This is a genomic window from Sphingomonas cannabina, assembly GCF_021391395.1.
GTDB lineage: Bacteria > Pseudomonadota > Alphaproteobacteria > Sphingomonadales > Sphingomonadaceae > Sphingomonas > Sphingomonas cannabina.
The window spans coordinates 198229-212256 of sequence record NZ_CP090059.1 but is presented as its reverse complement, the minus strand read 5'-3'; the positions used below and the strand labels follow the sequence as shown (position 1 = coordinate 212256).

At 66.6% G+C, this 14028-nt stretch carries 17 protein-coding genes; 14 read left to right on the top strand and 3 right to left on the bottom strand.

Annotated elements, in window-relative coordinates; genetic code table 11:
* The first annotated feature begins 111 nt into the window (after window positions 1-111).
* The 14 genes from LZK98_RS01055 (at window position 112) to LZK98_RS00990 (ending at window position 10338) form a co-directional block, all read left to right on the top strand.
* Window positions 112-591 carry an SRPBCC family protein gene (locus LZK98_RS01055; protein ID WP_017502723.1) on the top strand — a complete coding sequence of 160 codons (480 nt, stop codon included), beginning with the start codon at window positions 112-114 and terminating at the stop codon, window positions 589-591.
* Window positions 592-629: 38 nt separating this feature from the next.
* Complete coding sequence (locus tag LZK98_RS01050) at window positions 630-761, top strand: magnesium transporter (protein WP_017502722.1); 132 nt, start codon at window positions 630-632, stop codon at window positions 759-761.
* A gap of 321 nt (window positions 762-1082) precedes the next feature.
* Window positions 1083-1382 (top strand): DUF736 domain-containing protein, encoded by a 300-nt coding sequence (locus tag LZK98_RS01045; protein WP_017502721.1) that lies wholly within the window; start codon window positions 1083-1085, stop codon window positions 1380-1382.
* A gap of 411 nt (window positions 1383-1793) precedes the next feature.
* On the top strand, window positions 1794-2639 hold the full coding sequence (locus LZK98_RS01040; protein ID WP_017502719.1) for a DUF932 domain-containing protein: 846 nt from the start codon (window positions 1794-1796) through the stop codon (window positions 2637-2639).
* 245 nt (window positions 2640-2884) lie between these two features.
* Window positions 2885-3136 carry a helix-turn-helix domain-containing protein gene (locus LZK98_RS01035; RefSeq protein ID WP_017502718.1) on the top strand — a complete coding sequence of 84 codons (252 nt, stop codon included), beginning with the start codon at window positions 2885-2887 and terminating at the stop codon, window positions 3134-3136.
* Window positions 3137-3275: 139 nt separating this feature from the next.
* A complete protein-coding gene (locus LZK98_RS01030) occupies window positions 3276-3539 on the top strand; it encodes a hypothetical protein (RefSeq protein ID WP_017502717.1) in 264 nt (87 codons plus the stop codon).
* Window positions 3540-3697: 158 nt separating this feature from the next.
* Entirely contained in the window at window positions 3698-4474 is a 777-nt protein-coding gene (locus tag LZK98_RS01025) for a DUF2285 domain-containing protein (RefSeq protein ID WP_017502716.1), read from the top strand.
* Between the two features lie 120 nt (window positions 4475-4594).
* Complete coding sequence (locus LZK98_RS01020; RefSeq protein WP_017502715.1) at window positions 4595-4861, top strand: helix-turn-helix transcriptional regulator; 267 nt, start codon at window positions 4595-4597, stop codon at window positions 4859-4861.
* Between the two features lie 6 nt (window positions 4862-4867).
* Window positions 4868-5761: a replication initiator protein A gene (locus LZK98_RS01015; protein ID WP_017502714.1), complete on the top strand. Its 894-nt coding sequence runs from the start codon at window positions 4868-4870 to the stop codon at window positions 5759-5761.
* Window positions 5762-6032: 271 nt separating this feature from the next.
* On the top strand, window positions 6033-6554 hold the full coding sequence (locus LZK98_RS01010; protein ID WP_017502713.1) for a DUF2840 domain-containing protein: 522 nt from the start codon (window positions 6033-6035) through the stop codon (window positions 6552-6554).
* On the top strand, window positions 6551-7129 hold the full coding sequence (locus LZK98_RS01005) for a S26 family signal peptidase (protein ID WP_017502712.1): 579 nt from the start codon (window positions 6551-6553) through the stop codon (window positions 7127-7129). Before LZK98_RS01010 ends, LZK98_RS01005 begins: the two co-directional genes overlap by 4 nt.
* Window positions 7110-7442 (top strand): DUF736 domain-containing protein, encoded by a 333-nt coding sequence (locus LZK98_RS01000; protein ID WP_017502711.1) that lies wholly within the window; start codon window positions 7110-7112, stop codon window positions 7440-7442. The genes LZK98_RS01005 and LZK98_RS01000 overlap by 20 nt, the downstream gene beginning before the upstream one ends.
* A 3-nt stretch (window positions 7443-7445) precedes the next feature.
* Complete coding sequence (locus tag LZK98_RS00995; RefSeq protein WP_026109513.1) at window positions 7446-8348, top strand: lytic transglycosylase domain-containing protein; 903 nt, start codon at window positions 7446-7448, stop codon at window positions 8346-8348.
* A gap of 259 nt (window positions 8349-8607) precedes the next feature.
* Window positions 8608-10338, top strand: coding sequence for a relaxase/mobilization nuclease domain-containing protein (locus LZK98_RS00990; RefSeq protein WP_026109512.1), 1731 nt, complete (start codon window positions 8608-8610; stop codon window positions 10336-10338).
* A gap of 48 nt (window positions 10339-10386) precedes the next feature.
* Here LZK98_RS00990 and LZK98_RS00985 read toward each other — a convergent pair whose 3' ends face one another.
* From LZK98_RS00985 to LZK98_RS00975, 3 genes are read right to left on the bottom strand one after another with little or no spacing between them, the layout of a single operon-like run.
* The gene (locus LZK98_RS00985) at window positions 10387-10884 is read right to left on the bottom strand and encodes a PIN domain-containing protein (protein WP_017502708.1); all 498 of its coding nucleotides are present in this window, start codon (window positions 10882-10884) and stop codon (window positions 10387-10389) included.
* Window positions 10885-10887: 3 nt separating this feature from the next.
* Complete coding sequence (locus tag LZK98_RS00980) at window positions 10888-13395, bottom strand: HsdM family class I SAM-dependent methyltransferase (RefSeq protein ID WP_017502707.1); 2508 nt, start codon at window positions 13393-13395, stop codon at window positions 10888-10890.
* Window positions 13392-13916 (bottom strand): MerR family transcriptional regulator, encoded by a 525-nt coding sequence (locus tag LZK98_RS00975; protein WP_017502706.1) that lies wholly within the window; start codon window positions 13914-13916, stop codon window positions 13392-13394. The genes LZK98_RS00980 and LZK98_RS00975 overlap by 4 nt, the downstream gene beginning before the upstream one ends.
* Between the last annotated feature and the right edge of the window lie 112 nt (window positions 13917-14028).

Genomic DNA, 14028 nt, shown 5'->3' with positions numbered 1-14028 from the left:
CGCTCTTGTCCGGGCGCGGCCGCTCTGGCGTTCAGGAAAAATGCGCTCGCCGGGCGTGGCCCGGCTCGCGATGCGTTGGCGGCTGGCCCCGCTTCCCGCTAATCATCCGGCATGGCGATAGCATCGGACAGCGCGCGAATCGACACGGCCTCACGCACGATCCTGGCTCCGCCGCGCGACATCTTCCGGGCCATGACCGACGCCGAATCGGTGGCGTCCTGGCGGCCGCCAAAGGGGATGCACGCGCGCATCGAGTCGTTCGACGCACGCGCTGGCGGCGGCTATCGCATGGCCTTCATCTATGACGATCCCGCGCCCGGCGTGGTCGGAAAGTCCTCCGAACGGGAGGACCGCTTCGCCGGCCAGTTCGTCGAGCTGCTCCCCTACGAGCGCATCGTGGAAGATGTGGTGTTCGCTTCCGACGATCCTGCCTTCGCCGGAACGATGCGGGTGACGACGACGCTGACGCCCGTTGCCGATGGCACCCGCGTCACCATCCTCTGCGCGAACGTGCCGCCGGGTATCAGCGCCGACGACCACCAGGCCGGAATGGCATCGACGCTGCGCAACCTCGCCGCCTTCATCGAATAGCGCTGGCCGAATGGGCCAGTCCGACGGTGGCTGATCGGATGCTCCAGACGCGCTTGGGCTTCGATCCGGCGAGCGCGACCGCGCCGTTCGTCGCCACGCTGGTCGATGTCACCGGGATCGTCATTTATTACTGCGTCGTCCTGCTCATTCTCCAAAGCACGCTTCTCTGATGTGATCGGTTCGCCTTGGCGCGACATGAGGTGGCGTCAGGGATGCCGCAACGTCGTCTTCCCCGCATCTGCTCTCGGCACGCCGCCACACGGCCTCTGAAAAGGCTTGTCTGGCCGAGGTCCGCCTGCCTCCCCGCAACGGCGTCGCACGGCTTTTTTCCGCCGCCGGCCCTGCCGGCTTTGCATCGCGAAGCAAAAAAGCCGTCCGCCACCGCCAGCCACTTCGTTCCGCCCTTCGGGTGCAGGTCAGTCGTCCCCCGTCCGGTCGACAGCCATCGAGGCCGCAATGGCGTGGTCCCGAGGCAAGAAAGGACTGACGATATGATCCGCGGCATCTTCACCACCACCAATCGCGGCTACACCGGCGAAATCCGCTTCTTCGGCACGCGCGAGCAGGTCGAGCTTCGCCCGATCGACGGCAAGGACAATGACAAGGCTCCCGACTTCCGCATCGTGGCGGCCGACGACGAGCGCATCGAGTTCGGCGCCGCCTGGAAGAAGACCAGCAAGGAGCAGCGCGATTACGTCTCGTTCAAGCTGACCCTTCCCGGCGGCACGCCGGTCTATCTCCGGCTGTTCGAGAACGAGACCACTGGCGACTACGAGCTGGTGTCCGACTGATCCCACCGGCGCCCCGCCACACGGCGGGGCGCACCTTCTCCAGCCTCCGAAAAAGCGACCGGGGGCCATGCGTGATCGTATAGCCCGGCCGGCTTCCGGCGGATGGCGCTGAGAACCTCGCAGTCGACGGCTGCCGCCGTTCATTCCTCGGCGCGACGTTGCGCGCTCGCGCCCCCGAACGCCGCGAGCCGCAGGCCCGTCATGCGTCGCCGGGGCGGCGCGGTTGCTTGGGGCTCTGCCCCCAGCGCCCTTCGGAGCGGCTTCCGCCCAGCTTCCTCCACGCTTCGCGTTCCGTGCAGCCGGTTCCCCGCGAAGCCGCCCACTCCGGTTGCACCCCCGGTCTCGCCGACGGGCAGGGTTTCAGCGCGGCGCTCCGCTGCGCGGAAACCCAAGCCCACGGAAGGAAAGACCATGAGCATCCACCACCTCGCCACCCGGTTCGGCCGCAACGCCCATCAGATCAGCGGGCGCGAGCCGCTCGACAACGAGGCGCTCTATCGCCACGTCCCATCCATCTTCGCCAACGAGGCGCACGACAGCCGTTCGGAGCGCTATGTCTATGTCCCGACCATCGACATCGTGGAGGGGCTGCGCCGAGAGGGATGGTTCCCGTTCTTCGCCGTCCAGTCGGTCCCGCGTGACGGCAGCCGCCACGGCCACGCCAAGCATATGCTGCGGCTGCGCCGGGACGGAGGCATCGGCAAGCCCGAGGCCGCCGAGGTCATCATCGTCAACAGCCATGACGGGACTAGCGCCTATCAGATGTTCGCCGGGATGCTGCGGTTTGTCTGCACCAACAGCATGATCGCGGGCGAGCGGTTCGAGGAAGTCCGCGTGCCGCATAAGGGCAATATCCAGCACGACATCATCGAAGGCGTTTACACCGTGGCGGAGGACTTCCCCCGGCTGATCGACGCCAGCGAGACGATGAAGGAGGTTCGGCTTTCCGAAGATGAGCAGCGCTTGCTTGGCGAGGTCAGCCTTGTCGCCCGCTATGGCGATGATGAAAGCCCGCTTACCCCCGAGCAGATCATCGAGCCGCGCCGTCACGAGGATCGGGACAGCAGCCTGTGGACCACCTTCAACGTGATACAGGAGAACATCATTCGGGGCGGGCTGCATGGCAGCAAGCGCAATGCCGAAGGCCATATCCGTCGCAGCCGTTCGCGACCGATCAACGGCATCGACCAGAATGTGACGCTCAACCGCGCGCTCTGGACGCTGGCCGAAGGGATGCAACGCCTCAAGACAGGTTGACGCCCATTGCCGCAGGGCTGGACCGTCCGGCCCTGCGGCTTCGCTTCCTGTCGCCGGCATAACGCCGCCGACTCGGATGCCCGTATCGGCAGCGGCCGCGCGGCCCGATGGTCCGCGCGGCCGCTGGAAAAGGCGCGCTCGCCGGACGTTCGCTCGGCTCGCGTTTGTCGGTTCCCCTTATACCAAGGCGACTATAATAGTCGTTTTCATGGCGCATAGGCCCGGCCTCGTGAACGTGATCGCGTATGATCACTTCCCGCCAGGTGCGGGCCGCTCGCGCGCTTCTCAATTGGACCCAGGAGATGCTTGCCGACGAGGCCCTTGTTGCGTTGACTGCGCTCAAACGTCTCGAATCCGAGAATAACCTGCCCGTGCGCGAAGATACCCGCCATCAGGTGGTCAAGGCGCTGGAGGACGCAGGCATCGTCTTCCTTGATTCGGAACGCGGCGAAGGCGTCATGCTGGTGCGCGGCGCGGCAGAGAAATCGAGGAAGTAATGGGCGTCGATGTTCGCTTTATTATGCTCTCAGCATCGTGCCGCCATAGCGAAGACAGTGTAATTGCTTCGGTCCATTATGGTGTATAGCCTGCCAATCTGCGGGCGCAGGGAGCAATTGCTGAAAGCGAAGCGAGGCAATGGCCATAACTGCTTTCGAGGACAGCGCGCCTGATGCGCCGCACGTCACCGAGTATGACGAACGCCATCACCGCACCTACTGGCGACTGTTAGACGCGGCAGCGGAAAAAGCCGATTGGCGCGAGGCCGTGCGGATCATTTTCGGGATTGACCCGGAGAGGGAACCCGAACGCGCCCAGTTGGTCTACGACTCCCATCTTGCGCGCGCGAGATGGATGTCTGAGACCGGATATCGCCATTATCTACGTCCATCTGGCTCATAACGACCATTCTGTCAGCATCGCAAAAGCGCAGAAATCAGGCCAAATCGCTGACTTGAATCGGCTATGCGCCCACCCATTCGGCAGGGCTTCTCCATGCCCCCGCGACTGAGAAAATCTTCCAACGCGCTCCGCAGAGGGCCATGCTTGGGAGGGTCTCGATGCCGCCTGAGAAGGACTGGCGCGCGCCCCCGGACGAGGCCGGGGACGACGCGCTGCAATATTCGGATATCGCCATCGGCTATCTCAGCCGCAACGTGCGCTATCGCTCCGACTACCGCCGTGCGCTCGGCCGCGTGAAACGCGGCACGATCTCCGCCGACAATGCGACCGCCAACCTCGTGCAGCGCTGGGGCATCAGCTACCACGCCGCCCCCGGCTCGGCCTTCGACCGCAAGCTGGCGGTCGCGCGCCCAGACCTGTCGCCGGCCAGCATCGTCCTCGCGCCCGCGCTTGCCGGAATCGGCGCGCAACCTCTCGACATGCGAGCGCTCGGCGACGTTCGCGCGCGGATCAGGATGGGCGACTTCCTTCATATCATCCTCGCCGATCCCGATGGCGACGAGCATCTTTGCATGTGCGGTCCGTGTCACGGACCGATGGCCGTGATGCTGCCGATCGGACCTAACCCCTTCGCACGCCTCGCGTCGGTCGAGCGCCTGTGCCGCCGCCTCAACGGCATGGCGGCCGGCCCGCCAGCGTGGCGCCCGCCGCCCTTCCGGCGCCTGCACCTCGTCACCTTGCTGCAAGTGCTCGACGGCCACCAGGCAGGCGCCACTCAACGCGAGCTGGCCGCCTCGCTGATCCATCGCAGGGTCCGCCGCTACAGCGCCGCCGAATGGGTTGAAAGCAAGGAGCGCAAGCGCGTCCGCCGCTGGCTGGCCGAAGCCGTCGAGCTGCGGGACGGCGGCTATCTCCGCCTGCTGCGCGGCGGCTGACAGGGGACATTGCCGCTCCCCTCGGCGCTGTCCCTTCTCCGCGCCGGGGTCATTTCGCCAGGATCACCTCCTGTCCGCCGGACCCCTTTTTCGGGGCCGGCCATCATCAGGAGGATCATCATGGCCGAGCCTGTCGCCGCCACAACGCCACGCTATCTCAAGACGCCCGACGCGGCGATCCATCTCGGTCTCTCGGCCCGCACGCTGGAGAAGCACCGCTGCTACGGCACCGGCCCGGTGTTCCGCAGGCTCGGCGGCCGGATCGTCTATGCGATCGACGACCTCGACTCCTGGGCCGCGCTCGGCACCCGCCGCTCGACCTCCGATCCGGGCAACGGCGTCGTCTATCCCGCCAAGCGCCTCCCCACCGATTGCGTGCGCCGCTGAGCGCCGATGCCCACTGCACGCTCCCTCTCCGGCCGGTCCAGCGCCGAGCGCACGCAGCTTGAGCTGTTCCGCTCGGTCCCCGGCGACCTTGCGGCCCGCGACGCGCAGGACTTGATGGCCTGGCCGTTCTTCAGCCTCGCCAAATCCCGCCGCACCGCGCCCATCGACTTCCGCATGGGCGCGACGTGGATCTCGGTCGAGGCCGTGCCCGAGCATGGCATGGCGACTATTTGGGACGCCGACGTGCTGATATGGGCGGCGAGCCAGCTCATCGAGGCGCGCGACGCCGGACGGCCGACCTCGCGCCTTATGGTGACGACGCCGCACGAGATACTGGCGTTCACCCGGCGCGGCACCGGCAAGGCGAGCTACGAGCGGCTGAAGGCCGCGCTCGACCGCCTGCAATCCACCACCGTCGCCACCTCGATCCGGCAGCAGCACCAGCGCCGCCGCCATCGTTTCTCGTGGATCAACGAATGGCGCGAGCTGGCGGACGGCAACGGCCGTGCGCTCGGGATCGAGCTGATCCTGCCCGATTGGTTCTATGCCGGCGTGCTCGACCGCGCGCTCGTGCTGACCATCGACCGCGCCTATTTCGACCTGACGGGCGGCCTCGAACGCTGGCTCTACCGCATCGTGCGCAAGCATGGCGGACGGCAGAGCGGCGGCTGGAGCTTCGACGTTCCGCACCTTTACCTCAAATCCGGCGTGCTCTCGCCGCTGCGCCGGTTCGCGTTCGAGCTGCGCGCCATCGTCGCGCGCCAGCCGCTCCCCGGCTACGTCCTCACGCTCGAACATGCGCTCGGCCGCGACCGGCTGAACTTCGCTCCCGTCCCCGTCGATCCGTTCGACGCCGCCATGCGCCGCGTCGGCCTCAAGCCTGTGGAGAACTGGCCATGAGGTTCGGACTATCGGGAACAGCCGGATTCGGACGATCAAGAACGCCGGACACGGACTTTCGAGAACGCGCGGGCCTCGCAAACCCGCAGAAATCCTCGCGGAATCGCACCACTTCTAACGGTGCTAATAGAAAAGAATCCTTCGGATTCTTGCTAACGGCGCGCGCGGCTGTGGACAGCGCGGCCTTGCTCGCCGGCTCGACGCTCGCGCAGCGGCCAGGTCGCCGCCCTCGCACCGCCCCCGTCGCGAGCCTCATCCCCGGAGACCTCCCATGATCGACGATCAGCCCCCCGCCGTGCGCGGCGGCGGCGCGTTCAGCGCGCTCGCCCGCGACGGCCTCACCCATGTCGAGCTGACCTGGATCGAGAAGAAGCTGGAGCACTGGATACGCTTCGGCCGCGTCGCCCAGGACCGCATCCTGACCCGCCGAACCCGCGTGGTCGGCTTCCGACCGGGCGCCGTCTTCGCCTTCGTCCGCTGGGCGTCGAACGACTTCGGCACGATCGTCTCGCGCATCGACGTGGTGCGCGCGGTCGCGGCCAACGAAGCCTACACGACGTTGCCGTTCGTGCGGCCGGGCGGGGACATCCTGCTCAAGATCGAAGGCTGGCCCAAGGTCCAACAAGTGCTCGCGGCGATCGACGCGGTGGAGGCGGCCGGCGTCGATCCCTGCGACGCGGCGGCCGACCATTGGCGCCACGTCCACAACCGCATCGCCGTCGGCCAGCCGTCGCGCCTCTACACGATCGAGCGCCATCACGCCTGGCTCAAGCGCCGGGAGATCGAGGGATGACACGCCGCCGCTACGTCATGGCGACGGCCATCGCCGCATCCGCCTTCGCCGCGGCGTTCGTCGCTATCGCCGTCGCCAATCCGCTCCCGCGCGCCATCTGGAACGCCAGCGCCAGCGCGCCCATCGGCCTCTACCGCATCCATCCCGACCGCGATCCCGCCATCGGCGCGCTGGTCGCCGTCGCGCCGCCCGAACGGCTGGCGCATTGGCTTTCGACGCGCGGCTATCTGCCCGAGGGTGTGCCGCTCTTGAAGCATGTCGCGGCTAAAGCCGGGCAGCGGACATGCCGGATCGGCGATGCGGTGAGCGTCGATGGCCGGCGCGTCGCCATCGCCCGCGCGCGTGATGGCCAGGGCCGTCCGCTTCCGGTCTGGCAGGGGTGCCGCACGCTGCGATCGGGCGAGCTGCTGCTGCTCAATCCCGCCCATCCCGACAGTCTGGACGGCCGCTACTTCGGCCCGCTGCCGGCTTCCGCCGTCATCGGACGCGCGACGCCGCTCTATCTGCGCGCGCCGTCCCCATCGCCTTCCACCCCCGAAGCCAAGGAGATCGGCCATGCAAACCAATATCTTTGAATCCACCGCCGACGGCTATGCCGGCCGCGTCCGACTATTCGGTATCAACGAGGCGATCGTGCTTGTCGCGCTCGATCCGAGCGACGCCGAAAATGCGCCCGACTACCGCGTCCACCTCGACGACGAGGATGGCCCCGAGGTCGGCGGCGCGTGGAAACGGGTCGGCGAACGTGCCGGCGACTATATCGCGTTGGAGATCGACAGCCCGCTGTTCCCGGCGGCGTTCCGGCCGGTGCTGTTCCGTGCCGATGATGATGGACGGACGTTCAGGCTGTCGTGGAAACGCCCCCGGCCCCGCGACGATCGGAGCTGATCAGTGCCTTCCCCGATCATCCCTCTGTTCGCGGAAAGACCGCCTCATCCCTCCGTCCCGCTCGGTCGCAGGCCGGCCGGCGCGCGCAGCGAAGGTCAAGGGCGGCCCTCGGCCGGCGCTTCGCGCGCACCCTTTACCGGAGCGAGCACGCTGGCAGGCTGGCGGCGGAGCCGGGGCGTGTCGGCCGCCTTGCTCGCGGTCCTGCTGCTGCTCGCACCGAGCGCTGCGCCCGTCGCCGCGCGGGCGCAGGACGCGCCCGCCGAGAGAGCGGCCGCGCGCCATCCCTATGCCGCCCATGTCGCCGACGCAGCAGGGCGCTTCGGAATCCCCGAACGCTGGATATGGGCGGTCATGCGCGTCGAGAGCAACGGCGATGTCCGCGCCGTTTCGTCGGCCGGAGCGATGGGCCTGATGCAGATCATGCCCGCGACATGGGCCAGCCTGCGCGCACGCTATGGGCTTGGGGCTGACCCCTACGACGTGCGCGACAACATCATGGCGGGCGCGGCCTATCTGCGCGCGATGCACGACCGCTACGGCAACGCGACGGCGATGCTGGCAGCCTATAACGCGGGGCCGGGCCGCTACGACGAATATCTGTCGCGCGGTCGTCCGCTGCCCGTCGAGACCCGCGCCTATCTCGCAAAGCTGGCGTCGATCACCGGTGGTTCGGACGACACTCGGCTTGCCGCCGCGCCGCTGCCCGATCCCTTCGCTTGGCGCCGCGCTGCGCTGTTCGCGGTGCGGCCGGGCGCGGTTTCGCCTGCGCCGCGATCCGCCGATCGCACGGTATCCCAGGTGCCGCCGGAAGGGCCGGCCGACGACCGCGCCGGGCTTGTCATGGCCGATGCCGCGTCTCCCTCCAACGGCCTGTTCGTCCCGCTTTCCGGGCGGCCTCCGCCGTGAGCGGCTTTCGCGCGCTCTGGCGGGTTTCGGCGCAGGCTTTCGCAGCGCCGGAAGGGAGCAGGGCTGTCTTTCTGAAGGGGGAAGGTCGAGGGCAAGATAAAGGGCGGCAATGTGCGGAGCCCCTGCGCCTCGGTTGTGGCCTTGATTCTCAAGGCTTTCGGGCATTGCTGCGCAATGTGTGCGGAAATCCCGCACTGTGCGGCGCTGGCTGGAAACCAGCAGCGCGCAGGGTTTGCCGCACATTGCGGCCTGTCCCGGCATGAGCCGCGACGACGATTTCCGCCTCCGGCCAGGCCGTATCCGCTCGCGCGGTAGCCAGCGGGCGCTGCCGATCATCGTCCAAGCGCTCGCCGCCGCGCAGCGGGCCGGCGGCCATGTCTCGCGCCGCGGCCAGATCGTCGCGCCGGGCCGCTCGACCTTCGGTCGGGGCCGCGTGGCGAGCGTCCGCGCGACCCATCGGCTCGGCCACCGATCGCGCCAGGTCATCGTCAAGGCGCGCGTGGTCCGGCATGGCGGCCGCGCCTCGCTCGCGGCTCATCTCAACTACCTGCAACGCGATGGCGTCACCCGCGACGGCGAGCGGGGCGTGCTGTTCGGCGCCGACGCAGACGGCCTCGACCGCAACGAGTTCGCCGCCCGCTGCGAGGACGACCGGCATCATTTCCGGTTCATCGTCTCGCCCGAGGATGCCGAGCAGATGCGCGACCTCAAGGGTTTCACCCGCGAGCTGATGACCCGCATGGAAAAGGATCTCGGCACCCGCCTGGACTGGCGGGCCGTCGAGCACTGGAACACCGACAATCCCCACATCCACATCATAGTGCGGGGCGTCGGCGAGGACGGGCAGAACCTCATCATCTCGCGCGACTATATCCGCGAAGGGATGCGGGCGCAGGCGCGCGAGATCGTCACCCAAGAACTCGGCCCGCGCACCGACCTTGAAATCCGGCAATCGCTGGAGCGGCAGATCGAAGCCGAGCGCTGGACCGAGATCGACCGCGACCTGTCGCGGACCATGCAGCGCAACGGCCTGATCGACATGGCGCCCGAGCCCAGCGTCCGGCCGGACGGCGACCATGTGCTGAGGATGGGACGGCTGCGCAAGCTGGAGCGGCTCGGCCTCGCCAGCGAGATCGCGCCCGGCCAGTGGACGTTGGCCGGCGATGCCCAGGCGGCGCTGCGCGAACTCGGCGAGCGCGACGACATCATCAAGCGAATGCACAAGGCGATGAGCGACCGCGGCATCGACCGGGGCGCCGGCAGCTATGTCCTCGACGCCGATCCCGCTCAGCCCGTTATCGGCCGGCTGGTCGATCGCGGCCTGCATGACGAGCTGACCGGCAAAGCCTATGCGATCGTGGACGGGATCGACGGCCGCACCCACCATGTCCAGCTTCCCGACATCGAGGCGACCGGCGATTGCCGGCCCGGCGCGATCGTCGAGCTGCGCCGCTTCGAGGACCGGAAAGGCCGGCAGCGGGTGGCGCTGGCCGTGCGCTCCGACATGGACCTTGAGGCGCAGGTCCGCGCGCCGGGTGCGACCTGGCTCGACCGGCGCAACCTGTCAGGCGACGGCCATGATCTCGGCGGCGGGTTCGGGACCGAAGTGCGCGCCGCGATGGAGGCCCGCGCCGAGCATCTCGCCGACGAGGGGCTCGCGCGGCGGCAGGGACAGCGGATCATCTTCGCGCGCAACCTGCTCGACACGCTCCGCCGCCGCGAGCTGGACGCGGCCGCCAAGGACTTGTCGGCCGAGATCGGCCAGCCGCACGCGCCGTCCAAGGCCGGGGAGTATGTCGCGGGCACGGTGCGCCAGCGGATCACGCTCGCCTCGGGGCGCTTCGCCATGATCGACAATGGCCTGAGCTTCCAGCTCGTGCCCTGGTCGCCCTCGCTCGACCGCCAGATCGGCAAGCACATCTCCGGCGTCATGCGTACGGGCGGCGGGGTAGATTGGTCGTTCGGGCGCGGCCGAGGGCTGGGCCTTTAGCGGAAGGGTTTGGGGCCGAGAGCGAGCTGAAGCAAAAGAAGGAGTCGCTCAGACGAGAAGAACGCGAAGGTCCGGAACCACCGGCGCAATCACTTGAGTGAAATCCCGGTCGGAGGTGACGACGACATAGTTTCGTTCAAGCGCTTGTGCCGCAATCCAGAGATCATTCTCATCGATCTGCAGAAGCTGGCCGCTCACACGATCGGTCCAGGCCTCGACCCAGCGTGGAATACGGCGCCTGATGTCGATCCGCGCCAGCGCGACGCTCGATTTAACGGTCGCGAAGGCATCTGCCGTGTGCCGTGTGACTTCGGCCAACGGGTGTGCCTCGGTGCTGACGAGGCACGCTTCAATGTGCGTGAGCGGCTGGCTTGCGGCGCGCGCGAGCGCTAACCCGAACCTGAGCTCGCCGACCGTTACTACCGATACGAGCTGCGCGGCTTGCGCCGGTAAGTCGGCGACTGCCTGGCGGACGGCGATATGATTGGGCCTCCGCGCGTCATAGAGCACGGACACAAGGTTCGTATCGAGCAGATAGGTGTCCATCCGCTACTGGACGTAGCGCCTGAGCCGCTCAACCTCGTGCTCCGGTGCCGGCGTGAAGACTTCGAGCGCCCAGGCGCCAGTGTTTTCGCGTAGCAGCGGGCCGACATATTCGTGCAGCGGGAGGTAGGCGGTAAAGTCCTCTGGGAACCAGCCCTTGAAGGTATGTGCGACACGCCGTTCAGCTTCATGTCCACGAAACGCTTCGAGCAATCGTCGCTCCAGACGAGGAGGCAGATCGAAGGCCTTCAAGAGCTGCGCGTCGATATCGATCAGCAACCCTTCCAACCGCTCGTCGATCTCGGGCGTGCGTAGCGCATGGGCTGCGGCGGCGCCAAGCGCGTCGCGGTAGCGCCACACTGCGGCGACCACGTCACCAAGCGCGCCCCGCTTTGGCAACGGCAGCTGCTTCATAACAACATTGGTGAGATGCTGGTTCGAGGCCCGCTCGAGGACGAAGGCGCTCGCCAGCGGGCTGTTGATCAGCGCTTCGATCGCTTCCACTGGCAGGTCTGATGTGGTCGGCCAGATGCCAAAGAACGCCTGCGACGGCACGAGCCCGCTCGCGTCTAGCGCGCCATCCAGCCGCCAGGGGCCACGCGACCGGCGCGCCACGTTGACCAGTATTTTGGGTTTGTCCCAGGCGCGCGTGAGTGGACCGAACCGATATGCGGATTCCTCGCGCATATCGACGAAGCCGGTCGTGGTGATACTAAATTGAAGAAGCGAGTCCGCGGGCTTGAAAATTCCTCTGGCAAAGCCCTCCCGAGGAACTGCGCTCCAGCCGGCAGACTGGCTGATCCACTGAAGGCCGCGATGAACTTCGGCTTGACCACCAAGCACGGGATAGTCCGCCAGATATTCCCAGACCTCGTCGAGCGCACCAATCCAAAGGTCCCCCGAACATACCAGCTTGGTGCGGCGGCGCTCGGTGGTGACCTTACCCGTCATGAGAAAATCCGGACGGCCTCGGTCGGTGACTTCGACGGAGCGCAACTGGCTCGGAAGATTCTTCGCATCAGCGTCGCGCTGGCCGGTGGCGATGATCACGGCCGCCTCCAGCCCGGCACGCTGAAAGATGCGGTCAGGAAGCGATGTCAGCTCGATCCGGTCATATGTGTCAGCGAGCAGCTGGCGCAGTTCGCCATATTGCTTCTGGCGGAGAAAGCCTTGCGGCAAAACGAAACCCAGCGCTTGGGGCTTGGCTTCGATGAGCGTCCGCAGCACCGCCATCGGCTTCGAGAACGACTTTGCCGCCATCTCGGGATAGCGCTGGCGCTCTTCGCTGTCGAAGTCCTCCCAGGGTGGGTTGCACAGGACGATGCGCTTGCCAGCGGCATCTGCTCGAAGCGCGTCTTTCTCGAACAAGTCCTTGGATGCGATTTTCCAGCCATTTGCGTTGGGGTAATCAGCAAGGATCAGCGATAGCGTCGCGACTTCACAGGCGAAGCTGTCGAGTTCCGCACCGCTGATCCGCTTGACGAGAAAAGCGTGCCGCTCCTCGCCGGTGAGCGTATCGGGAAGCTGATCGCGCAGGTGCCGCAGTGCCGCGACGAGGAACATACCCGCGCCAGCGAACGGCTCGTAGATCGTTATGTCCTCAAGATCGAAGCGGCCGAGATCGAGTTGGCCAACGACATATTCAGCCACTTGTCTGGGGGTAGAGTGCGTGCCGAAGCGTTTGCGCGTGTCAGCCGTCACCAGCGTGTTTTCGTAAACGAATGCCAAACTGTCCGACGAAATGTTCCGGAAGGTGATGGCGCCGCGAAGCGTCGTCCATGCAGTCTCCACGGCCGACGACGGAAGGGCATCGACCGCGGGCCGCAGCATATGATCGAGATGATAATAGGTCTCGATGCCGGCGAGCACATCGCGCACCGGCGCATGGGTCCATGATGTCGCGTCAGGATGCTGGCGATCGATCAGGATTTTGGCGGCAAGGAGCCTGAAGGTGGTGCGGAAAACCGCTTCTTCGCGTTGCGGATCGTCGATCCCGGACAGCAGTTGGGCAATGACTTCGCCGAGCAGCCGATCGAGCTTCACTTCGATCTCATGTTCGATCGCCGGCATCAGTCCCAGATCGACGAAGTCGAGCTGATAGGCCGTCTGGGTCTGGGCCAGCGACTTGGCGCGGTGAACCGCGTGTGGGTTCCAATTGTCGGCATTGCGCTCGAACAGCGCGTCCAGCTGGTCGAGCGGAACCCGTTCGCTCAGACGTGGCTTGCCTTCCGCGCCGACCCGCCAGACCCCGACATCTTCAGGGCTGATCGAGAACAAGATCGGCGCACCGAGCGCCCGGCGGCGTAGCACGGCGTCCGCATCGTGCGTGCCGGTAATCACGCCAAAGGCGGCCGAGCGATAGGATTCGGGAACTTGTGTGAACGCGGCAAGTGCGACGCACTGTTCCTCGCCCGCCTCCGACAGCACATCGGCGAAGCTATAGTCGTGGATGAGCGATTCCGGTCGATAGCCGATCGCACGCAGTCCCGCTTCGATTCTGGCGAGCGCGGTCACGCCGCGTCACCTTCGGCAGTGCGCAGCATGATGCCGCCCTCTGCGTCAGCCGGCGCTTCGCTTCGGCGCAATCCCACCGCCGGAAAGAGAGGGAGTTGCGCGATCGGCTCGGAGACGCCGAAGCCCTGCGACAGCGCCTCAAGATGGGCGTTGAGCCGAAGCAGGATTGCATCCTGGTCGGCCGGCAACGGATCGCTACCACCGAGCAGCGCACAGCTATCGAGTCCAAAGATAACGAGCCGGTGGTTCCACAGGCCCGGAAAGGACCGGCCGTTCAATAGCTCGCGTGCGCGAAGCAGCAGGTCGCGATGGACTTGGAGTTCGACATGGAACCGGCTGCGCATAACGACGGCGAGCCGGAGCAACAGCACTGTCTGCCAGCCGAATTGAGCCTGCTGACCCTGGCGTGATGCCGGGACGTCCGGATGAATGAGCCTGCGCCGCACGGTCCATTCGCGCAGCTGATCAGCCGAAAGCCCGGTCAGCTTCAGGACATCCCGCGATCCGATTAGACGCACCATTTTTCTCCGGTTCGGGTATGATGCCCGAACTTGGATCGGGTATCATACCCATTCTGGTTGGTAAAGCACCTTGTTCTCGATCTGTCCGCTCTGATAGCGCGCGACATACGGG